General features: G+C 67.7%; 14 protein-coding genes. 3 read left to right on the top strand and 11 right to left on the bottom strand.

The genetic code is table 11. The annotated features are described in order from the left end of the window. The first annotated feature begins 163 nt into the window (after nt 1–163). Both BO221_RS10450 and BO221_RS10445 read left to right on the top strand, forming a co-directional pair. On the top strand, nt 164–994 hold the full coding sequence (locus tag BO221_RS10450; protein ID WP_073560215.1) for an aldo/keto reductase: 831 nt from the start codon (nt 164–166) through the stop codon (nt 992–994). 57 nt (nt 995–1,051) lie between these two features. Further along, entirely contained in the window at nt 1,052–2,062 is a 1,011-nt protein-coding gene (locus tag BO221_RS10445) for a hypothetical protein (protein ID WP_143195360.1), read from the top strand. Nucleotides 2,063–2,064: 2 nt separating this feature from the next. On the opposite strand, the gene BO221_RS10440 is transcribed toward BO221_RS10445, so the two are convergent. From BO221_RS10440 to BO221_RS10395, 10 genes are all read right to left on the bottom strand, one after another. Beyond that, nucleotides 2,065–2,766, bottom strand: a complete 702-nt coding sequence (locus BO221_RS10440; RefSeq protein WP_073560213.1) for a hypothetical protein — start codon at nt 2,764–2,766, stop codon at nt 2,065–2,067. A gap of 123 nt (nt 2,767–2,889) precedes the next feature. Further along, a complete protein-coding gene (locus BO221_RS10435) occupies nt 2,890–4,299 on the bottom strand; it encodes an FAD-binding oxidoreductase (RefSeq protein WP_073560212.1) in 1,410 nt (469 codons plus the stop codon). 35 nt (nt 4,300–4,334) lie between these two features. Then, nucleotides 4,335–5,885, bottom strand: coding sequence for an Ig-like domain-containing protein (locus BO221_RS10430; RefSeq protein ID WP_073560211.1), 1,551 nt, complete (start codon nt 5,883–5,885; stop codon nt 4,335–4,337). 158 nt (nt 5,886–6,043) lie between these two features. After that, nucleotides 6,044–6,184 carry a hypothetical protein gene (locus BO221_RS55410; RefSeq protein ID WP_198956082.1) on the bottom strand — a complete coding sequence of 47 codons (141 nt, stop codon included), beginning with the start codon at nt 6,182–6,184 and terminating at the stop codon, nt 6,044–6,046. Nucleotides 6,185–6,687: 503 nt separating this feature from the next. Further along, complete coding sequence (locus BO221_RS10420) at nt 6,688–7,620, bottom strand: L-tyrosine/L-tryptophan isonitrile synthase family protein (protein ID WP_073560210.1); 933 nt, start codon at nt 7,618–7,620, stop codon at nt 6,688–6,690. A 126-nt stretch (nt 7,621–7,746) separates the two neighbouring features. Further along, on the bottom strand, nt 7,747–9,015 hold the full coding sequence (locus tag BO221_RS10415) for a cytochrome P450 (protein ID WP_073560209.1): 1,269 nt from the start codon (nt 9,013–9,015) through the stop codon (nt 7,747–7,749). Nucleotides 9,016–9,397: 382 nt separating this feature from the next. Then, complete coding sequence (locus BO221_RS10410; protein WP_073560208.1) at nt 9,398–11,917, bottom strand: DUF5916 domain-containing protein; 2,520 nt, start codon at nt 11,915–11,917, stop codon at nt 9,398–9,400. Nucleotides 11,918–11,981: 64 nt separating this feature from the next. Continuing rightward, nucleotides 11,982–13,232, bottom strand: coding sequence for an MFS transporter (locus BO221_RS10405; protein WP_073560207.1), 1,251 nt, complete (start codon nt 13,230–13,232; stop codon nt 11,982–11,984). Beyond that, entirely contained in the window at nt 13,222–14,547 is a 1,326-nt protein-coding gene (locus tag BO221_RS10400; RefSeq protein ID WP_073560206.1) for an ATP-grasp domain-containing protein, read from the bottom strand. The genes BO221_RS10405 and BO221_RS10400 overlap by 11 nt, the downstream gene beginning before the upstream one ends. Before the next feature lie 80 nt (nt 14,548–14,627). After that, nucleotides 14,628–15,779 carry a KamA family radical SAM protein gene (locus tag BO221_RS10395; protein ID WP_083680906.1) on the bottom strand — a complete coding sequence of 384 codons (1,152 nt, stop codon included), beginning with the start codon at nt 15,777–15,779 and terminating at the stop codon, nt 14,628–14,630. 460 nt (nt 15,780–16,239) lie between these two features. On the opposite strand from BO221_RS10395, the gene cml reads away from it, so the two are divergent. Next, on the top strand, nt 16,240–17,484 hold the full coding sequence (gene cml / locus BO221_RS10390; protein WP_073560205.1) for a CmlA/FloR family chloramphenicol efflux MFS transporter: 1,245 nt from the start codon (nt 16,240–16,242) through the stop codon (nt 17,482–17,484). Between the two features lie 56 nt (nt 17,485–17,540). Here the strand turns inward: cml and BO221_RS10385 are convergent, their stop codons facing one another. Next, complete coding sequence (locus BO221_RS10385; protein ID WP_073560204.1) at nt 17,541–20,648, bottom strand: HYR domain-containing protein; 3,108 nt, start codon at nt 20,646–20,648, stop codon at nt 17,541–17,543. Nucleotides 20,649–20,834: the final 186 nt, after the last annotated feature.

Here is a 20,834-nt window from a genome sequence, read left to right as displayed (position 1 = left end):
ACGTGAAGTCTGGCGCCGGAGCGCTGGGGTCCTCCCCCGGAGTTCCGGCGTCGTCGTTTCCGGCGGGGGGGTTCCAGCCCGCCGGGCCGCACAACCCTGTTCGGAGGACCGGATGGGCCCTATCGTGCCAACCCTCTTGTTTCGAGCCAAGGAGGAGTTCCCCATGTCCGCCCAGACTTCCATCCAACTCAATGACGGCCGTTCCATCCCACAGGTCGGGCTCGGCGTCTGGCAGGCCTCCAACGAGCAGGCGGCACTTGCCGTGCGCACCGCGCTCGAGGCCGGTTACCGCCATGTCGATACGGCCACGATCTACGACAACGAGAAAGGCGTTGGCGAGGGCCTGCGTGCCTCCGGAGTGAAGCGCGAGGAGGTCTTCATCACCACCAAGCTGTGGAACAGTGCGCAGGGCGGCGACAGCGCGCTCGAGGCCTTCGACCAGAGCCTGAAGCGTCTCGGCCTCGATTACGTCGATCTCTACCTGATCCACTGGCCCGCGCCGCGCAAGGGCCTCTATGTCGAGAGCTGGAAGGCGCTGAAGCGCCTGAAGGAAGAGGGCCGCGCCAGATCCATCGGCGTCTCGAACTTCACCGCCGAGCATCTCGACCGCATCATCGGCGAGACCGGCATCGTCCCGGTGCTGAACCAGATCGAGCTGCATCCGCGCTTCCAGCAGAAGGCGCTGCGCGAGGCCCATGCCAGGCACAACATCGTCACCCAGTCCTGGAGCCCGCTCGGCCAGGGCCAGCTGCTGTCCGATCCGGTGATCGGCCAGATCGCCGCGAGGCACCAGCGCACGCCGGCGCAGGTGGTGATTCGCTGGCATATCGACAGCGGCCTGGTCGTCATCCCGAAGTCGGTGACGCCCGCCCGCATCAAGGAGAACTTCGATGTCTTCAACTTCAGGCTCGATGCGGAAGACATGGCGAAGATCGCGAAGCTCGATAGCGCGAATGGCCGCATTGGCCCCGATCCGATGACGGCGAATTTCTGACGCCGCGACGGGAGCATCGGCGGAGACCCATTCGAGAGCAGTGCTACCGTGTGGTCCATGAGACCACGAGCGTTGCTCTTCTCGGCGAGCCTGCTGGCCGCCCTCTCCGCCCGGGCTGGAGACCTTTCGCTCGAGGCCCGCGTTGACTCTGGGCGCTGGATGCGTGGGTCGTCCATCTCGCCACGCAAGGGAGAGGCCATCTCCCTGCGTGTGGCTCCCCGCCCAGACGCCACCATTCGCTGGTACCTCATCTACGCGGACCTCTCGCGCTACTACAAGAACGCCAACCATCCCTGGGAGCCCTCCCCGTACGCGTGGGTGGGCTGGGGGAAGATTCCCTATCTCCGCGAGGAGCTCCGGAGCCTGCGCGGCCGCTGGGAGATCAACCCGCTCGACGCCTCCGGGCGAATCCTCCGTGGAGAGGAGCTGGAGCCGCATCCGGCCAAGGCATCCCACTACGTGGAAGACGTGGGCACCTTCTGGTTCCAGGCCGAGGTGGAGGCAGGCGGCGCCATCTCGCGCTCCCCGGGGCTCGAACGGAGCGATCACCGAGGTCTTTCACCCCAGGTGTTCCGAATCTCCATCCGCGAGGGGGAGGGGTACCTGGGCTACCTCACCTCCTTCTTCAATGTCCCGGGCCTGTTCGGCTCCGTTCCACACCAGAGCTACAACTACATCGGCGTGGACTGTGCGGACGTGCTCATGGCCGCGCGCGCGCGCTGGATGGGCAAGCCGCTCGAGCGCGACTTCAACGTCGCCTCATTGGTGGAGGAGCTTCCCAGGGCGGCCACGGTCCAGTTCCGCCAGGGCGCGCCGGACCGGGCTCTCTCCATTGGCAAGGACGTCCGGCCGGGCGATCTGCTTGCCGTGCGGTACACCGGTAAGAGGCAGTTCCAGCACGTGGGGGCCTTCTACTCCGACGGGAATGCGAACGGGCTCCTGGACGCGGACGATCTCGTCTTGCATGCGGGGCCAGAGGCGCTCCATCTCTCTCGCCTGGGAGAAGGGGCGTTCGATGGCGAGGTGGCGATCTTGCGCCCGGAGCGCGGCCGTCCGCCGGGGCGCTGAGCTCAGGGACCGCTGCCCCCCACCGCGGCGGAGTCCAAACGCCGGTGTCCGGAGATCTTCACCTGCGTGCGGAAGCGCACCTTGTAGACGAACACGCCGCCCGAGCCCGCGAACTGGAGCTGGGTGGGATGCCGCTCGCAGGGGGTATCCGCGTAGTCGAAGTCGACCTGGAATCTGTCGAGCATGGCGGGCAGTACCGAGGGTGACAGGTGCATGGAGATGAGCTGGGCCGTCCTCGAGTCCACCACCGCCGTGCCCTTCATCCGTTTCTCGTTCTTCTCGCGCGGGGTGATCTTCACCGTGACCCATCCCTCGCGAGGACCCGGGGATTGCTCGAACTGGTATTCGTCGCGGACCCTGGGGTGGAAGGGGGAGAGCTGCCCGCGTGGATCTTCATTCTGATTCTGATCCCTGGGCTCGGCCTTGAGCTGGCCGACCAGCTCTCCCTCTTCCTTCTCGGAGAGCTTCTTGCGCGACAGCACCTTCGTCCCCGCGCGGAGCACCTCGTAACTGCGAGTGAGCCGCCCAATGCTCTTCCCCTTCTTGTCCAACTGCTCCGTCACCGAGCTCTCCACGAAGAGGCAGGCGGGAACAGCCAGCTTCTTCTCCTCGGCTTCTCCGAGCCGGTCGAGGAGCTCCTGCAAGGGCAGCTCCGCTCGGGCGGAGGCGGCAACGAGCAACATCAGGACGAAGAGGGCGCGCATGGCACGCCAACCTAGTCACTTCCGCCCAATCCCAGAGCAGCCCCAACGGGCCCTCTGGACAGGAATTGAGCGGTGTAAAACGGATGGGGCGCGAATCAGTGGATGGACGACGTTCCCAACCGGTTACGGCTCGATGTTCTTGTTTCGGTGGAAGACGTTCTCTGGATCCCACGTGCGCTTCAGCGCCCGGAGGCGCTCGTGCTTCTCGCGCCCGAAGTAGTCCACCAGGCGCTCCTTCGGCTCGTCTCCTTCGAGGAAGTTCGGATGGCCGCCGCCCGCCGAGAAGGGCCGCATGGCCTCCCAGAACGCCCGTGTCCAGGCGATGTGCCGCTCATCCTCCCCCGGCTCGCTCCAGGCGCTCTGGATTGCAAGGAAGAGGTGCGCATCGCGTCGCGCGACCGCGGTCGCTTCGCTGGAGACTCGACGGACCACGTCTCCGTTGAAGTTCGCCATCTCGACGATGGACATCGGTGACGTGAGCTCACGCGAGAAGCGGGCGAAGACTTCAATCGCCTCGTCCGGAAGGCCCGTGAGGAACTCGCACCGCTGGTATTGGCGGAGCCGCAGCGCGAGCATTCCGTCGAACAGGTGCTGAAGCGTGTGGTAGGGCATCGGACCGACACCGTCGAGCACCGGCTTCAGGGCCCGCCAGGGGGCCAGCCACGTCGTGGCAGCGGACTCGGCGCTTCCATGAAAGACAGGCATGAGCGCGATCCCTGTCTGTCCCACCAGCTCGTCGGGGAGCCCCATCCCCGGGGGGAATACCCAGCTGAGGAGCTGCAGGAGGAGTGCGTCCGGTGCGGTGGCGCATTGAGCGCGGAAGAGGCGGAGCACTTCCTCGGCCCGGTCCATCGGCCAGGCCATGAGGCCCGAGACGATGTCCGGGACCGGGTAGAGCCGCAGCTCGAGCTCGGTGACGACACCGAAGTTGCCGCCGCCGCCGCGGAGCCCCCAGAAGAGCTCCGGGTTCTCTGTCTCGCTCGCGGTCACGAAGCGGCCATCCGCCGTGACGAGGTCGATGGAGAGGACATTGTCGGCGCCGTGGCCTCGGATCCGGCTCAGCGAACTGAGCCCGCCGCCCAGGGTGACGCCGACGATCCCCGTGGTGGAGCACTGCCCTCCCACGGGGAAGAGCCCGAACGCCTCCGTGTCATGCTCCAGTTCGCCCCAGGTGAGCCCGGCCTGCGCGCGTGCCACGCGGCGGATGGGATCCACCCGGACGCCCTTCATGGGGCGCATGTCGAGGACAATGCCGTCATCGAGCACACCATTGCCGGCGACATCATGCCCGCCTCCGCGCACCGTCAGGGGCAGGCCGCGCTCGCGTGCGAAGCCAAGGGCGGCCATCACATCCGCGATGCCCGTGCAGCGGGCGATGAGCGCGGGCCGCCGATCGACGCGCGCGTTCCAGACCTGTCTCAGCTCGTCATAGCCAGCTTCACCCGGGAGGACGAGCTCGCCGCGGAAACGTTTCTTCAGCTCGTCGCGCGACGACGCCTCGATTCTTCTGGGAGACTGTTCTCGTGGACCCATCGTATGCCCTCGTTCGCGAGTCTGGCGCGGTGACTCTACTGCGAGCACATTTCCGCGCCATCCCCGTTGACGAAGGTGTTGCCGTACTCCGCGAGCGTGAAATCAGTGGTCACCGAGAGGCCCACCGCCACGCCACAGCTGGAGGAGTCTTGGATGAGCGTGTGGGTCATGAAGGCCCCGAGCTCGCCGAACACGTTCACGCTGCCTCCGCCCAGGGCGTCATAGAGCTTCGAGCCGGCATGGGAGACGACCACGTGGTCGAGCCTGCTGCCCGTGGCGTTCGTGGAGAAGTGCAGCCCGGACCAGAAACCCTTCGCGGGCGTGGAGGCGTCGGACACGAATCGGATGGGCGCGGCCTCGGTCCCCACGGCCACGAGCGCCCCCGGCTCGGACAGACCGGCGGTGAAGGCCGAGCCCGCGGTCATCTGGATTTCCGTTCCCGCCGTCAGGGTGAGCACGGGCTGGGATGCGCCTTCCACGGCAACATGGGCGGGGAAGCCCTCCAGGACACTGATGAGCCGGTAGGGCTGTGTGAGCTTCGGCCAAGTCTGGGTTTGCGAGATCATGCCGGCGGTGACCAGCACCGGGCGAGGGCTGTTCGCCGTGAGGACGGTGTCCGTGGGAATCGAGCCCACCTGGTTGGCCGTGAACCAGAGGTCCGACTGTCCATTGTCATGCACGTTCAGCCCGGTCGATCCCGGGCCGAGTGCGCCGGAGACGGAGACGACACCATGCGCCCGGCTCTCGCGGACCTCGACGTGGTCGACGACGACGGTCGGCTCCGCGGAGTCCTGCTCGTCCGTGGCGCCGAACAGGACCAGTCCTCCCTGGGGAAACAACTCGGGGGGGGCCGGCACGCCGCCAACGAGCTCGAAGCTTCCCCCCGCGTACTCGATGACGGCATGGGCCATGCGGCTGCTGGTGCCGAATGCTGGGTAGAGCAACACGCCGCCCCAGTCTCCGGGACGGGGAGTGCTCGCGCGCGAGGTGAAGCGGATGGGCGCGCTTGCCGTTCCCTCCGCCACGAGGCGCCCCGCCTTCTCCTCGTTGGCGCCCACGATCAGCGCGGCACCGGCCGCGAAGCGCACCTCGACGCCGGCCTCGAGGGTGAGGGTAGGCTTGCGACTGCCGGAGACGTAGATCGTGCGGGTGACCACGTGGGGATTGTCCGACGCGCGCCAGGTCTCATCCGCGGAGATGGGCGACGCGTGGAGCTTCTCGGGGACGGGAGTGACCGTGAGGAGCGCGCTTCCTTGTTGGCTGTTGCCTCCCGCCGTGGCACTCGCGCGCACCTGGAGCGACCCGACGGCTCGCGCGGTGGCCTTGCCCTGCGCATCCACCATCGCGATGGCGTCATCACTGGATGCCCAGGTGTAACCCTCAATGGTGAAGGCCTTGCCGTCCTGATCCAGGGCGCTCGCCGTGCATTGCGCGCTCTTGCCAATGCTCACCGAGGTGGGCTCACACGTCACCGTGACGGTGGTGAGCCGGGGCTCGGGCGCGGGCTCGGGTGTGGGTCCCGGGCACCCGGTGACCATCACCAACGACATGAGACCCAGGGGAAGCATCGCGAACGGACCGCGCATGAAACCGACTCTCCGTGGACGGGGGGCTCGTCAGGACGACGAGTGCCATGCGGACGAAGGCCTGCTCGCTTTATTCTGGGCGCGGATCTTTTCCTGGAGTGGGTGATGCGACTCACCGGACGCCCGTGAGTTCCAGAATGGCAGGGAGGTTCCGCCGCTCACCACGTCACCGGCAGATGGGCGGGGCAGCGGGCGATCAGCCCGGGCTCCCACGGCACCTCGTCGCCAGGGACTGCGAGCCGCATGATCTCGGCGTAGCCGGTCAGCAGCCACGCTTCACCACCGAAGGGCATCCTCACGCGGGTGACCGGCTCCTCCCGGTACAGCTCCGCGTACCGCGGGTGGAGGTCCAAGGCCCGAACGGATAGGGAGGCGGTATAGTGGGGAGCGCCTGAGCATCCCCACCATCGGAGTTCTTCGTGCTCATACGTGGACGGAGTGATGACCGCGCTCCGTGTGACACGTTGGTGGCCGTGGAAACGTCCCGGAGTTCGTGGAGAGGCCCCGTCCTCGAGCCCGTCGGCGCCGTCAGGGCACCGGGCTCCCGGGCCGGCAGGCGCCCCCAGGCAGGAGAGAAGGAGGCGAGCGTAACGCTCCCTCCATGATGGCGCACCGGGCCGCTTGCCGGGTGGGGGCCGGACGTCCACCTCGTCCAGCGTAGCTAAGCCATCGGAACAAAGTCCTTTCAGGGGTGAGAGAGTCCGCCTTCCGGGCGCGCTCTTCACGAACTTGTCCAACAGTTGGACAAGTCTGGCGAGACCGTGCCCGGAGGGGTCCCTCCCGCTTTCGAGCTGAGGACAGATCAGTCCTGCTGGAAGTGGCTGGGTTTGCCGTCGAGGTGCACCAGACGCCCGAGTCCCGCGGCCTTCTCTCGCGGCATGAGGGTCCAGGTACCGTCCGCGCGGAGCAGGGCCGCCGAGTGCCAGGGCGTGGTCCAGGCGTCGGGGGCGTCGAGGAGGCGGATGCCGAGTTTGGCCGCGCCGACGGGCTGGGGGTGGATGGACAGTCGTACGGCGTTCGGGTGGTGCTCGGCGATGAGGTTGCCCCAGGCGCGGCTGCGCTGGATGACCCCGTAGGCGCGCCACCGGCAGGCGCGTTGGAGCGCGGTGCGGCTGCCAGTCCAGTGGGCGGTGTCCTCGACGAGGAAGCGGGTGATGCCCCGGTAGAGGGCGAGGGTGTTGTCGTCGGCGTGGATCTCGGCGCGCAGGTCGTCCAGGGCGGGGGCATAGCGGTCGTGGACGTGGGTGCGTTTCGCGGAGTGCGGGATGTTGCCGAGGACGTCGCGCAGGTCGAAGACACACAGTCTCTTCAGGCCCAATCGGCCTATCTCCGTGCGGAGCTCGTCGGTGTAGGCGTCGATGTGGTCGTCGGGGACGCCGATGAAGTCGCCGAAGATGTGGCCGTCGGAGCAGATGATCACGCGGGCGCCGGGCGGGTGGAGCCGTTGGATATCCGTGCACAGGTTGTCCAGGAAGGTGAGGGAGAGACGTTCTCCCTGGTCGGGCAGGTGACCCAGGACCTTGGCCGGGTTGGGGGACTTGCAGGGGAAGCCGGGCAGGGTGAAGACGACGGGTGCTCCCTCGCGTACGAAGGCGGAGATGTGGCGCAGTTGGTGGGGGAACGCCACGGCGGGGGAGGGGGTTGGGTCGGTCGTGCGGTGGTGACGGAGGAGGAGGTTCAGGATCGAGGTGCTGATGCTCGTGGTGAGGGCATCCGGTACGGTCGTCATCTGCATGGCGGTTCTCCTGGGGACATGGCGCCGTGGCGGGATGCGGCCGGGCGCCGTCGGGTATCGGGTGGATCCGGTGGGCCGGGGCCGGGTAGGGCGGTGGGGCCGGACCCGGTCCGCCGTGGGCCGGTGTCAGAGGCGCCGGTCGTAGCCGACGGGCAGGTGGTGGGTGCCGCGGCCGAGGACGGCCGGGATCCACTCGAGGTCCTCCTCTCTGAGGGTCAGGTGCAGGCCGGGCAGCCGGGCGAGCAGGGTGCCAAGGGCGATCTGGAGCTCGGTGCGGGCGAGGGTGGCGCCGGGGCAGAAGTGGATGCCGTGGCCGAAGGCGAGGTGGGGGATGGGGCCGCGGTCGAGATCGAGGGTGTCGGGCTCGGGGAAGCGGCGCGGGTCGCGGTTGGCGGCGCACAGGGAGACGATCACCGAGTCGCCGGCGGGGACGCGCGTGCCGTGCAGGTCGCTGTCCTGGTCGAAAAAGCGCCAGGTGGTCAGTTCGAAGGCGCTGTCGTAGCGCAGGAGCTCCTCGACGGCGTGGGGCAGCAGGTCCGGGTTGCCGCGGAGGCGGGCGAGCTGGCTGGGGTGACGGAACAGGGCGATCAGTGCGGTGGTGAGCTGGTTGGTGACCGGCTCCTGGCCGGCGACGAGGAGCTGGAAGATCATCGAGCCCAGTTCCTCCTGGGACAGTTCACCGCGGTCGCGGGCCACGACGAGGCGGCTGAGCAGATCGTCCTCCCCGTGCTCGCGTTTGTGGGCGACGACGCCGGCGATGTAGCGCTGCAGGCCGTGCAGGCGTGCCTCGTACAGCGGCCGGCCGGGGTCGGTGGGGCCAACGGGCTGGACGACCTTTCCCCAGTCGCGGTCGAAGCGGCCCGCCAACCCGGGGGGGAGGCCGATGACTTCGGCGAGGACCTGGAAGGGGAAGCGGGCGGCGAAGCCGGTGACCAGGTCCGCGGGGCCGTACTCGGGGAGCCCGTTGACGAGTGCGTCGGCCAGTTCCTGGAAACGGGGGCGGAGCTGTTCGATGCGCCGGGACGTGAATGCGTCCGTCACGAACCGGCGCAGGCGGGTGTGCCGGGGCGGATCCTGGTGGAGCAGGTGCACCTGGAGCTGCGAGTGCTGCGGCTCCGGCATGATCGCGGCGCGGGCCCGCCAGCGGTCGTTGCCCCGGTCGTGGTTCTTGCCGAGGCGGTCGTCGTTCAGCGCGGAGCGCGCGGCCTCGTAGCCGGTGACGAGCCAGGCCCGGACGCCACTGGGGAAGAGCACGCGGTGGACCGGGCCGGCCTCTCGCATCCGCTCGTACAGGGGGTAGGGGTTGGCCTTGTAGGGGCAGCCCATGAGCGGGACCGGGTCGGGCAGGGTGTCCGTGTCCGGCTCGGTGGCGGGCAGGGGCTCGTCATGGGTCATCACGGGTGCTCCTCGGAGGGCGGGTTCGGGCCGGTAGGGGTCCAGCCAGAGGGAGAGGCCGACGACGCGTTCGAGGCGCGGGCGGTGGCCAGGCAGGCTCGTCGCGGCCTACATGGGTAGAGATGAGAAATGGGTTTGTGAGGGCCGTGGGTGGATGGCCCTCCAGCCGACCCGGGTGCTCGGTATTCGGGCAAGGCACGCCCGGAGCTCGCCAGCGTCGGGAGGGCGCGAGCAGCGCCCCGGGTGTCAGAGGATTCGCAGGGGGAGAGGGAGGGGGTGGCACCCCAGCAACCGGGGCGCCACTCCCTCGACCTGTTCCGGGGTTGAAGCGCGGAGGCCCGGCGTCAGCCGCGTTTCCGCATCCCCACTCACCAACACCCGCTCAGACGCTCCACCAATAGGACCACTTGAGGAGCAATGCGTCGTTGGCGGGCCCCGAGAAGAGGTTGGCGGGCAGCAGTGTCGCGGGCGGAGTGACCCCCCTGGGGTAGGGGCCCTCGTGCTGCGCGCGGCTGTAGACGAGGAACAGGGTGGAGCCCAGCCGGTACTCCCAGCGCAGCACCAGGTTCAGATTCAGCGCCGCGTCGTGGAAGCCGGCGGGGCCCACGTAGCTGGACGGCGTCAGATCCCTGTCCACCCGGATGGGCGCGCCACTGGAGCGGGCCTCGTAGAAGGCGCCATAGCGGCCGAAATCCGTGAAGAGCTGCGCGTACGCCTGGAGCGTCAGCTTCGGGGTGACCACCCACTGCTGCCGCAGGGTGAGCGAGGCGAACTCCGAGTGCAGCTCCCCGAAGAAGTATTGCCCTTCCTCTCCGGGTGCCACGTAGCGAGGCCCATGCACGGTGCGGTCCACGTTGACGCTCAGCCGTGTCTCCAGCCAGTCATTCGGCCGGAAGATGGCGCTCACGGTGGAGCCGTAACCCAGCTTCACGCTGCCATCCATCTGCTTGTTGAAGCCGATGGCCGCGAAGGTGTTCACGAAGAAGGACTTGCTCTCGTCCGTATTCCAGAGGACCGCCATGTAGAGCTCCGGCCGGCGGTAGAAGCCGAGGCCCGTTCCGGAGATCTCCCGCACGTCGTATCCGAGCAGGGTCATGCCCACCTCGGTGCCCAGGGTGTACCAGCCTGGGAAGACGCCGCGGACGTTGAGGTTCACCGCTCCGTTGCGCGGCAGGAGGCGGCCATCCGTGGTCCAGGACTGCGACGCGGTGAAGTCCACGTCGAAGCGGTGGAGCATGCCCACGCCATTGGGCCGCGTGTAATGCAATCCCAGTCCGGCGATCTGCTGATTCTGGCTGCGGAGGAACCCCACCGCGTTGAGATCCAAGGTGGGCGAGGCGTAGCGGTAGTTGACGTCGAAGCGGAACGGCTCGCCGCCCAGCTTTCCGGCGGTGACGTAGCCGCCGAAGCCTCCTGCCCCTCGATCCAGCACGACGCCGTCCAGCAGCGTTCGCGAGGGGGGCCCGCCCACCACCTGGGAGCCCTCCAGTTGCCCCTGGAGCGCCCAGGTGCCGTCCGCGGTGTGGAGATCCCAGTCCAGCGCGGCCGCGTTGCCGCCCTGGGCGGTGCAGGAGGGCGGCGGGGTGGGCAGGGCGGCCTCCGCCTCGGTGCAGCGGCCGGTGAGGGGAACCGCCGAGCTGACGCGCCCACCCACGGTGGAGTTGGGGCCTACCGCGCCGCGCACCACGCCCATGAAGTAATTCTGCGGCACCGGCAGGGTGGCGGGCAGCTCGTGGTCCGGGCCCAGGTGCAGCGGCCGCATCAGATTGAACCGGAGGGTGCGATCCGGCCGCGCCTCGTCCAGGTTGTTCCGTTGCGCGCCCGCCACGAGCACGTCCAGAAAACCCACGTCCAGCCCCTTGCCCACCGTCCCTGTCAGCTTCGCAGCTCCGAGGATGGGCGCATTCAGGCCGATCCGTCTCGAGTAGAAGAGCTGGTGCGGCGAATCCGTGCCCAGCACGGACTGGAACAGATCCATCCCCTGGATGAAGAAGGGCCGCTTCTCCGGGAGGTACTGCTCGAAGGTGGAGAGGTTGAGGATGAGCTGATCCGCCTCCACCTGTCCGAAGTCCGGGTTGATGGTGGCATTGAGCGTCAGGTCGGAGGTGAGCGCGGCCTTCACGTCCAACCCCAGATCCGCGGAGGGATCCAACAGGCGTGGATCGGGGATGGTCGCGTCGGAGAACTGTGGCCGCAGCACCATGCGGGTCGCGACGTAGGGCGTGAGCTCCAGACGCCGCGTATTCTGGAGTTGCTCCAGCCCGGTGAGGTGGCCCAACCGGGACACCTTGCCGTTGACGTCACGAGGGATGAAGACGGAGAGGTTCTCCTCGTAGAGCCGGGCGATGGTGCGCTGGGCGGCGAAGCCCCACGTCTGCACCGGGGCGGACGGGAACCGGAGGATCCGCAAGGGGATGACGATCTCCGCCGTCCAGCCGTCGGGGGCCATGGAGGCGGCGCCGTCCCAGACGGCATCCCATTCCAGCGTCTCCTTGTTGTCCTGGAACAAGAGCGAGTCGGCCTGCACCCCGCCCGCGGTCACCTTGAAGGCATAACCGGTGCGATGGTCATGCGCCGAGTCGATGATCACCTGGATGGCGTCCGAGTAGGGCGGTTGATCCCTCCGCCCCAGCTTGCGGATGATCTCCTCCGGCTGCGAGTCCTGGAGGTGGAAGCCAAAGTAGAGATTGTTCTCGTCGTACAAGACACGCATCTGCGTGCGTTGGGACGGATCGGCATTGGCCTTGGGAAAGGTCTGCACGAAGGCGTCGAACACCGGCGCTTGCTGCCAGGCGGGCTCGTCCAACTTCCCATCCGCCCGGATCTGCGCCGTGGTGTGAGTGGCCTGGATGAGCTGCTTCACCCCAGGCCCCTCCACCGCCGCCAGCGCGGGCAATGCCATCCAAGCCGCTATCAATCCCGCGAGCCTTGACACTGTCTTGCTTCCTTCCTGGGTGCTCAACGAGTCAGGATGCTTCGACGCCGAGCTTCGGACGGCGCCCCGCCGTGAGCAGGCGCAAGCCGATGATCGCGACCGCCAGTAGCGGCAAGCCGTGGAACAGCGAAACCACTCCCGCCGGGCTCATCCACTCGAAGAACGGCGCGGAGATCAGCATGCCAATGCCAAACCCCACCATCTGCATGAGGGTGAGCAGGCTGAAGATGGGCAGCCGGAGCTCGTCACTCGTCCGCTGGGCGCGGGACACCAGCGACACCTCGGCCAGCCCGTCACCCAAGCCGGCCAATGCCGCGAAGGGCAGGAGCAGCGGCAGGCCGTCCTGGCGGAAACAGAGGATGAAGCCGGCGGACATCATCACCACTCCGGCGAAGAACATCCGTTCCAACCAGGACTCCGGCCGGGGGGCGCGCCGGCCGAGGCTACTGGCCAGCCGGGCCCCGATGAACTTGCCAATGGCCCAGCACGCCAGCAGGAAACCCATTACCCGGGCGGCGCCCTGTGCATCGATGAGCCTGGCGAGTACCGGGAAGCCGACGTTGTGGGCGGCGCTCCCCAGGGTATCGAACATCGTCACCAGCAGCATGGATGCCAGGACCGGCAGCGCTCGCAGGCCAACGCGCAACTGCCGCCACTCGTCCAGATAGCTGCTCCCTCTGCTCCGGCTGCCGGCAGCGCTCCCATCCAACCGCAGCGGAAGGATGAGCAGCCCCGCCACCAGATAGGTCAGCACATTGATGGCGAATACCGCCTGATAGCTGGCCAGGGCGATGAGCAGACCGGAGACCAGGCTGCCCAGCACCATGCCCAGCGACGACACGGAGGTCAGCCAGGCGTTCACCCTCATGAGCAGTTCTGGCCGCACCAGTCTTGGCAACTGGCTGTTGAGGCCAATGGAGAACAGCGAGTTGCACAGCCCCAGTGCCAGGGCGATGAACGGCAGCATGGGCACATGCAGCTCCGAGGGCAGCAGGAGCAACAGGGCAATGGCGCCGGCACGGATGCCATCGAGCACCACGAGCGGGGCGCGGCCGGGGAAGCGGCGGAAGAAGACCGTTCCCATCAGGCTGGCGGCAATGCCTCCACCGACGCGGCAGGCGAGGAATAGCCCCACCATGATGGCGTTCTGGCTCTGCAGGTAGACGTAGGTGGACAATGCCACCATGTTGAGGAAGGCCCCCACGTCGGAGACGAAGCGGGCCGAGACCAGCAGCAGCGCGTTGGAGGCCGGCGGAGGGGCGCCGGGGGATTCAGGCGCCAACGTCCACCTCCACCGCTACCAGCGCCCTGATCTGCTCATCGATGCGGCGGATGTCGGCCACCGATTTGCCCTTGAACCAGGCGTCCACCACGAACACCTCCTCGTAGTCACCCCCCACGTGATCTCCAGGCTTGGCATAGCCCGCGATATCCACCATGCCGGGAATGGCGGACGCCTGCTCCAACCCGGTGATGTGCCGGAGCTTGCCTCCACGGCGTGGGTAGAGGGCCATCATGCCGTACAGGCCCTCGGGCTTCTGGACGACGGGCTCGGCGACAGGCTGGCCCACCGTCTGCCGGATGAAGGTGTCCGCGTAGTCGACATTCGCGAGCGTCTTGAAGCTGTCGCTCACCCGCATGCCACCGATGCGCGGGTTGACCTCGATGACGCTCGGGCGCCCCTGGCTGTCGTAGCGCAACTCGACGTGGCAGAAGCAGTTCTTCAAGCCCAGGCTGCGGATGACGTCGACGGTATAGTCCCGGACGCGCTGTTGCATGGTCTCGTCCAGCCGCACGGGCGGAGTGACCAGCAGATTCTCATAGGAGCAATAGGCCTCTTGCGTGACGTCGAGCTTGTCATGGATGAGGACCGGGTAGGCCGTGTTCTCGGTACAGAGGAACTCCACGCTGAGCTCCCAGCCGTCGATGGCCTCCTCCACCAGCACCTGGGCCAGTGGGTTGAAGCGCCGCGTGCCATGCCGGGGGTCCTGGTACTCATGGGCCGCGAAGAAGTGCGCGTAGTAGCCCTTGTGCACGTTCTCGAGGTAGTGCCGGAGCACCTCACGCGCCTGCTGCGGCGTGGTGCAGCGGGAGATGAAGCTGGAGCCCACTCCGACGAGGGGCTTGATGATCAGTGGGAAGCCCACCGTGCGGATCGCTTCATCGAGCTCCGCTTCGTTGGCGGCCAGCGCATGCCGCACGGTATAGACCCCCGCCTGCTGCAGGGTCTGGCGCATCAAATACTTGTTGTTGGCCCGCAGCAGGGCATCCGGGTTGTTGTGTGGCAGGCCATGCTGGCGTGCCAGTTCAGCGACTTGCATGCCCAACAACCCCTGGCCCGTGAAGAAGCCCAGGATGGTGTTGATGCCCACGATGTGGCGTGTGCTGGCCAGCTCCTGGTAGATGGCACCCAGGTTGGCGGACGACCAGTCATCGGTCCGAATCACCTCGAACGGCTGATCCGCGACCAGATGCGCGGGGATCTTCGTCGGTGCCACGACCACCACGGCGAAGCCCATGTCCACCGCTCGGCGGGCGACCGCGCGGGTCGAATAGAAGGAGAACTTCTCCAGAAGGATGATTGTCGGTTGGGGCATGTGAGTCTCTCGCTGAAGCGCGGGCCGGCCACGCCGCCAATCCCTATCGGGCGGCGGGTGGCCAGCGGCCGGGCTCTTGCTCAGTAGGGCAGGTAGGTGTCGTTGCCGTCGAGGTAACGGGACACGATGTAGCCGTTCTCGTCCACTTCATGGAGCTCGGGCAGGCTCTTCTTGCCGGAGAACGCAAGGAAGCGCTCGGCCTTGTAGGGCGAGGTCCTGCGGATATACCGCTTGCCGTCGATCTCCTCGTAGTCCAGCTTCATGCCCGGCGACACGCGGTGCTTGCCAACGGGCGTGACGTAGACGTAGGGCACCGAGTAGGTCCCGGAGAACTCGGCCAATTGCGCCAGGATGTCCAGCCCCCGCTGCACGCTGGTCCGCATGTGGTAGGTGCCAACCACATCCATGCAGTGGAACAGGTAGTAGGGAACGATGCCGGTGGCCAGGAAGTGATCCAGCAGGTTCTTCAGGATGGCGACGTCGTCGTTGATGCCTTTCATCAGCACCATCTGGCCGCGCACCGTGACGCCGCGCTTGGTGAACTGCTGCACCGCGCGGATCACCTCCGGCTGCAGCTCGTCGGCGTGATTGATGGAGACACCGATGGAGATGTTCTTCGAGGCCAGGGGCTTCTCGGGGTCCACCCGGTTGTAGCTGGAAATGCGCTCGGCCAGCTCCGTGGTGATCCTGTCGGGCTGGAACAGGATGTGCCGGCTGCCGATGCGAATCTTGGTGATGTGCGGAATCGCCGAGAGCTGCTCCAGGATCTTGTACACCAGCGCGGGTTTGGCCAGTGGATCTCCGCCGGTGATCAACGCCGTCGTGATTCGCGAATCCGCGCGGATGTACTCCAACGCGGCATCGATGTTTTCTTCCGCCATCACCTTGTTGTCACCGCCAAGGGTGCGGGTCTTCTTGAAACAGTAGCGACAGTAGGAGGCGCAGCCAAAGTAGGGAGTAATGACGGCGCGATCTTCGTAGATGCGCTCCAGGCCATAGATGCCGGAGTTGTCCTTGCCTTCTTCGAAGGGCTGTTCCTTGCCGAAATCCATCAGCTCATAGAAGCTGGGCTCGAACTGCTTGCGCACCGCGTCGGATTGCTCCATCAGGTTCTTGATGTAGCGGGTGGTGGCATAGCGGAAACGGGACTTCACCTGGTCGACCATCTCGGCATGGCTCGACTCTGGAACGGCGGACACGGTCTCGGGTGTGAACTTCGTGGGCGCAGTCATCTACTGCCTCCTCGTTGAGTGTCGCGGTGCTTCCACGCGGTTGGGTTGATGGAGTGCGGAGCGGTCGAAGGAAGGGCCTCACGCGTTCTTGGGGGGGGGGCGTGGGCACTACCTGTGGCTGTATACGAGATGGGCCTGACGTAGCCCCGACGACGGGGCATCCGGGCCGGTGTAGGACCCCGGCAAGGGATTGAATTTCCTGGTGTGGGGCTGGGTCGCCTGGCGCTCAGCCACCCCCTGTCAGGAAGGGCTCGGCGTCTTCGTCCCGTCCGGCCACGGCCGGGTGCTGGTCTGGACCCAGATTCGGCCTTCGTGTTCTGATTCTACGCACTGAGGTGACAGCCCGATGGGAACCACCGCATCCGCAGATGAGTGAGCCGCGGCGACACGTCAACCGTTGCCGCGGCCATCTGCCCCAGCCAGCTCATCCAGTACCCGTGGAGAGGCAGAGCGCCGCCAGATGTTCCTCATTTGTGCGGATGCAATCGTGCCTGACTCGAAAATCCTGTCGTGGAATCACTCCGTGCCAGCAGCGCTGTTGCTGATGGCTCCCTTCGATCTCCTGGCCTCGCTGGCCATGGACATCTACCTCCCCGTGGTTCCGGCCATGCCCGGAATCCTCGACACGTCTCCCGCCATCATCCAGCTCACGCTGAGCCTCTACATGGCTGTGCTCGGGCTCGGGCAGATGGTGTTCGGCCCGGTTTCGGATCGCATCGGCCGCCGCCGGGTATTGCTGGGCGGTGCGCTGTTGTTCGCGGCCGCCTCGTTCCTGCTCGCGGGGACCTCCGATGCCGTGGTGTTCGTCGGCCTCCGGCTCATGCAAGCCGTGGGCGCGTCCGCGGCCCTCGTCGCCACGTTCGCGACGGTCCGTGATGTCTATGCGGAGCGGCCCGAAGGCGCGGTCATCTACAGCCTGTTCAGCGCCATGCTGGCCTTCGTCCCCGCGCTCGGTCCCATCGCCGGGGCCTTGCTCGCGAAACATTTCGGATGGCGAGCCATCTTCATCACGCTCGGCATCCTGGCGACGGCGGCGATGCTGAATGCCTTGCCACGGTGGCACGAAACGCGCTCGTCCGGTGGGCCTCACCGCGGCGTGGCGTTCCAGCCCATCCTGCGCAGCGCCGCGTTCTGGACGTACACCCTGGGCTTCAGCGCGGCCATGGGCTCCTTCTTCGTGTTCTTCTCCACGGCGCCCCGGGTCCTCATCGGCCAGGCCGGATTCTCGGAGCTCGGGTTCAGCCTGGCCTTCGCCACCGCCGCGCTCGCGATGATTCTGACGACACGCTTCGCGAAGCGCTTCGTGGCCCACTGGGGGCTGGCGGGAAGCCTCACTCGCGGCATGCTCATGTTGTTGCTGGGCGCGGCGTTGCTGACAGCCGGGCAGCTCCTCGCGGCCCCGTCATTCTGGACGTTCGTCGTGCCGATGTGGGTCATCGCGACCGGTATCGTGTTCGCCGTTTCCGTCACCGCCAATGGCGCACTTCATGCCTTCGGCACCGTGGCGGGAACGGCGGTCGCGCTCTACTTCTGCGTCCAGAGCCTCATCGTCGGCGTCCTGGGCACGTTGATGGTCGTCATGCTCGACGGCGACACCGCGTGGCCACTGGTGGGGTACGCCTCACTCATGGCGCTGGTGACGTTGACCGCCCTGCGGCTCCTCGAACGCCGTCACCGCGCCCAACTCGCGGGGTGGGCCGCCTGAGACCAGACCCCGCGCCGGTGCGCTCCCCGGGGCGGGGAGGCACCGGCCGGAAGGGTTTACAGCTGAGCGGGGCGGCGGCGCACGCTGGCCATGGCCAGCAGTGTCAGCAGGCTCCAGAAGGCGCTCGCCCCGGGCCCGCCGGAGGTGCACGCACAACCCTCGGGCTTCGGCTCGGGGGCTGGTGCCTCGTGCGTCACCGTCACCTCGAAGGTGCACTGGCCGCGGTTGCCGGCCGTGTCCGTCGCCGTCACCGTCACCGCCGTGGTGCCCACCGGGAAGATGCTGCCCGACGCCCGTCCATACTCGATGACGGGGGTATCCCGGTCATCCGTGGCGGTGGCCGGGGCGTAGGACACCGCCACGCCGTTCGCGTCCGGCGCCGTGGTGGTGAGGGAGGCCGGGCAGGTGAGGACGGGCGCGGTGGTATCGGGCTGGAGCTCCCCCAACGGGAGGACACGCGGCTCGTGGCCCGCGACGAGGTCCGTCGCCGTGAAGACGAGCTTCTCCCCCAGGAGCACGAGGTTCGCTGGCGCCGAGGAGCCCGCGCCGGGCACGAGATCCTCCACCTGGCGGGTGCCCGCGGCGGTACCGTCCGTCACCCACAGCTCCTGCCCACCCGAGGCATCCGTTCCCCGGAAGAAGGCGAGCCCCAGCTCCTCCATTCCCCACAGCGGCACCTCCGCCTTCATTCCCCACAGCGGCGCCAGCATCCCTGTTCCGGACTCGGAGCGCAGGCCGCTGTCCGGACCGGTCCACACGTCCGAGAGCAGCGCCGTGCCCGCCGGGGTGCCATCCGTCTTCCACAGCTCCGCGCCGTGCGCCGGGTTGCGCGCCATGAAGAGCACCGTGCCGCCCACGTGCGTGAAGCCCAGGGGCATCCCATCGCCCTCCCCGGGGTTCACGTCCGCGAGGAGCATCGTCCCCGCGGTGGTGCCGTCACTCACCCAGGGCTCCAGGCCGTGCACGCCGTCGTACAGGGACAGGTAGAGCCGCCCCCCCGCCACCGTCATCCGGGAGAGCGAATCTTCGATGCCGGGGTTCACGTCCTTGATGAGCACCGTCCCCTCCGGGGTGCCGTCCGTCTTCCACGGCTCCAGGCCGTGCTCGGCGTCCCTCGCGCCGAAGTAGAGCGTCCCATTCAGCGAGACCATGAGGGGCCGTCCCTCCTCGTACTCACCGAGGCCGCCGGCCGTGCCCGGGGCGAACTCCTTGAACAGCACGGTGCCGGACGCGGTGCCGTCGCTCGTCCACAGCTCCATCCCGTGCGTGCCGTCATCCGCCCAGAAGAACAGCCGGTTGCCCAGGGCCGCCCCCTGCGCGATCCGGGAGCCGCCGGGGCCGGGATTCACGTCCTTGACGAGCACCGTGCCCTCGGCGGTGCCATCCGACTTCCACAGCTCCAGGCCGTGCTCCGCGTCCTTGCCCGCCAGGAAGAGCGTGTCGCCCACGAGCAACAGCGGCCATTGTTCGACGGAGGTGCTCTCGAAGGCCTTCAGCCGCGACGTGCCGGCCCCGGTGCCATCCGTCCGCCACAGACTGCGCCGCAGGTCTCCTTCGGCTGTCACGTCCAGGGACATGAAGAAGGCCGCGCCCGCATGCACCACCCAGGGCTCATTCGGGTCCACGAGAATCAACGTCGAGCCCTCGCGGAGGTCCTTCACCCGCACGGTGCCGGCGGGGGTGCCGTCCGTCCTCCACAGCACCTGCCCCTGCTCGTCGAACGTGGTGAAGAGCGCGAGCCCCCCCAGCCGGGTCATCTGGCTGAGGTCGGGGCCACGGGGCTCGGGCCGGGAGGACTCGAGCCGCATGGTGCCGGCCTCCGTCCCGTTACTCACCCACGGCCGCCCCGCATAGGTGAAGAAGAGCCGGCCCCCGGCGCTCGCCATGCCGAGTCCGTAGGTGGCGTCCTCCTCGGAGGGCAGTTGCATCACCTTCACGGTGCCGGCCTCGGTGCCATCCGTCTTCCAAAGCTGGACGGCGCCCGGGGTGTCCGTGCCCATGAAGTACAGGGACCCGTCCAGGGCCGCCATCGCGGGCAGGGCGCCGTCCGCTGCTCCTGGGAGGAGATCCTTCACCCGCCGCGTGCCCTCCGGGGTGCCGTCGGTCGTCCACAGCTCCAGGCCGTGGCTCCAGTCGGTTCCCAGGAAGAAGAGCTGACTGCCCACGGTCACCGAGGGACCCCACGAGGCGTGCGAGACCGCGTGAAGCGCACGGGTGCCGGCTGCGGTGCCGTCCGTGCTCCACACCCCGGTCTCCATCCACATCACCAGCCGGTTGCCGAGGACGACGCTCTTGCCCACCCCGTACGGCAGGTCCACCACCTTCACGGTACCGGCCGCGGTCCCGTCGCTCTTCCAGAGAGAGGACACGGAGGTGCTGGAGGTGACCCGCACGAGCAGCGAGCCGCCCAGCTCGTTGACCTCCTGCACGCCGCCGGGCGAGGGAGGCGACCACACCTCCACGGTACCGGCCTCCGTGCCGTCCGACTTCCACAGGCTCCTGGGCCCGATATCCGAGGGGGATGCGGCGAAGTACAGCGAGGAGCCCAGCGCCGTGAGGCTGTAGGGGAACGAGCCGATGTCACCCGGGGCGATGTCCTTCACCCGCGCGGTGCCCGCAGGGGTTCCATCCGTCTTCCACAGCTCCTTGTTGCCGCTGAACTGGGCGGAGAAGAAGAGTGTGTTGCCCACGCGCGCCTGGTCGGTGATGGACACGTCGGTGGGAATCTCCCCGTTGGGCACGGAGAGCAGGCGCACGGTGCCGGTAGGCGTTCCATCCGTCTTCCACAGCTCGGTGCCCAGGGTGCTTCCGCGGGCGGTGAAGAACAGAGAGCCATTCAGCTCCCCGAACAGGGAGGGGTTCGCGCTCTCCCGGCCTGGCAGCACCTCCTTCACGAGGACGGTGCCTTCCGGGCTTCCGTCCGACTTCCACAGCTCCGAGCCCGTCAAAGTGCTCTGGCCGGCGAAGTACACGGTGTTGCCCAGGGCGGTGAGGGGACCGTTGGTACCCGGGGTGGCGTCGTGTCCGGGACGGAGGTCTTGCAGCAGCGTGGAGCCGGCGGCGTGAGAGGGCCGTCCGGTGAGGCTCAGCACGGCGAGCGCGAGGCACGCCAGTGGCCGGCCCATGGGAAGCCGGGAGCGGTACGAGGATGAGAAAGAGGCCATGAGAAATGCGGCGGGGGTTGGATGTGAGTGCTGTGTCAATCGAGCCGCAGCCGCTGAACCCACAGCAACCGGCATGCCAGAAAGGGGCCGTGTCCCCGCGCTGAGCGCCATGTGCATGCGCCTTCACGGCTTTCGTGAGGCGGCGCGCTCAGGTGCGCAGACGTTTCGGTGCGAGGAGTCTGCGCC

It is taken from the genome of Archangium sp. Cb G35, assembly GCF_001896145.1.
Lineage (GTDB): Bacteria > Myxococcota > Myxococcia > Myxococcales > Myxococcaceae > Archangium > Archangium violaceum.
The sequence above is the reverse complement of the archived record's forward strand: the minus strand, read 5'-3'. Positions and strand labels throughout refer to the sequence as shown.

Excerpts from the sequence above, each read along its gene's own strand:
- BO221_RS10420 (WP_073560210.1), bottom strand. The coding sequence starts at position 7,620 with ATGCAGATGACGACCGTACCGGATGCCCTCACCACGAGCATCAGCACC.
- BO221_RS10395 (WP_083680906.1), bottom strand. The coding sequence starts at position 15,779 with ATGACTGCGCCCACGAAGTTCACACCCGAGACCGTGTCCGCCGTTCCA.
- BO221_RS10450 (WP_073560215.1), top strand. The coding sequence starts at position 164 with ATGTCCGCCCAGACTTCCATCCAACTCAATGACGGCCGTTCCATCCCA.
- BO221_RS10385 (WP_073560204.1), bottom strand. The coding sequence starts at position 20,648 with ATGGCCTCTTTCTCATCCTCGTACCGCTCCCGGCTTCCCATGGGCCGG.
- BO221_RS10430 (WP_073560211.1), bottom strand. The coding sequence starts at position 5,885 with ATGCGCGGTCCGTTCGCGATGCTTCCCCTGGGTCTCATGTCGTTGGTG.
- BO221_RS10440 (WP_073560213.1), bottom strand. The coding sequence starts at position 2,766 with ATGCGCGCCCTCTTCGTCCTGATGTTGCTCGTTGCCGCCTCCGCCCGA.
- BO221_RS10435 (WP_073560212.1), bottom strand. The coding sequence starts at position 4,299 with ATGGGTCCACGAGAACAGTCTCCCAGAAGAATCGAGGCGTCGTCGCGC.
- cml (WP_073560205.1), top strand. The coding sequence starts at position 16,240 with ATGTTCCTCATTTGTGCGGATGCAATCGTGCCTGACTCGAAAATCCTG.
- BO221_RS10410 (WP_073560208.1), bottom strand. The coding sequence starts at position 11,917 with ATGGCATTGCCCGCGCTGGCGGCGGTGGAGGGGCCTGGGGTGAAGCAG.
- BO221_RS10415 (WP_073560209.1), bottom strand. The coding sequence starts at position 9,015 with ATGACCCATGACGAGCCCCTGCCCGCCACCGAGCCGGACACGGACACC.
- BO221_RS10400 (WP_073560206.1), bottom strand. The coding sequence starts at position 14,547 with ATGCCCCAACCGACAATCATCCTTCTGGAGAAGTTCTCCTTCTATTCG.
- BO221_RS10445 (WP_143195360.1), top strand. The coding sequence starts at position 1,052 with ATGAGACCACGAGCGTTGCTCTTCTCGGCGAGCCTGCTGGCCGCCCTC.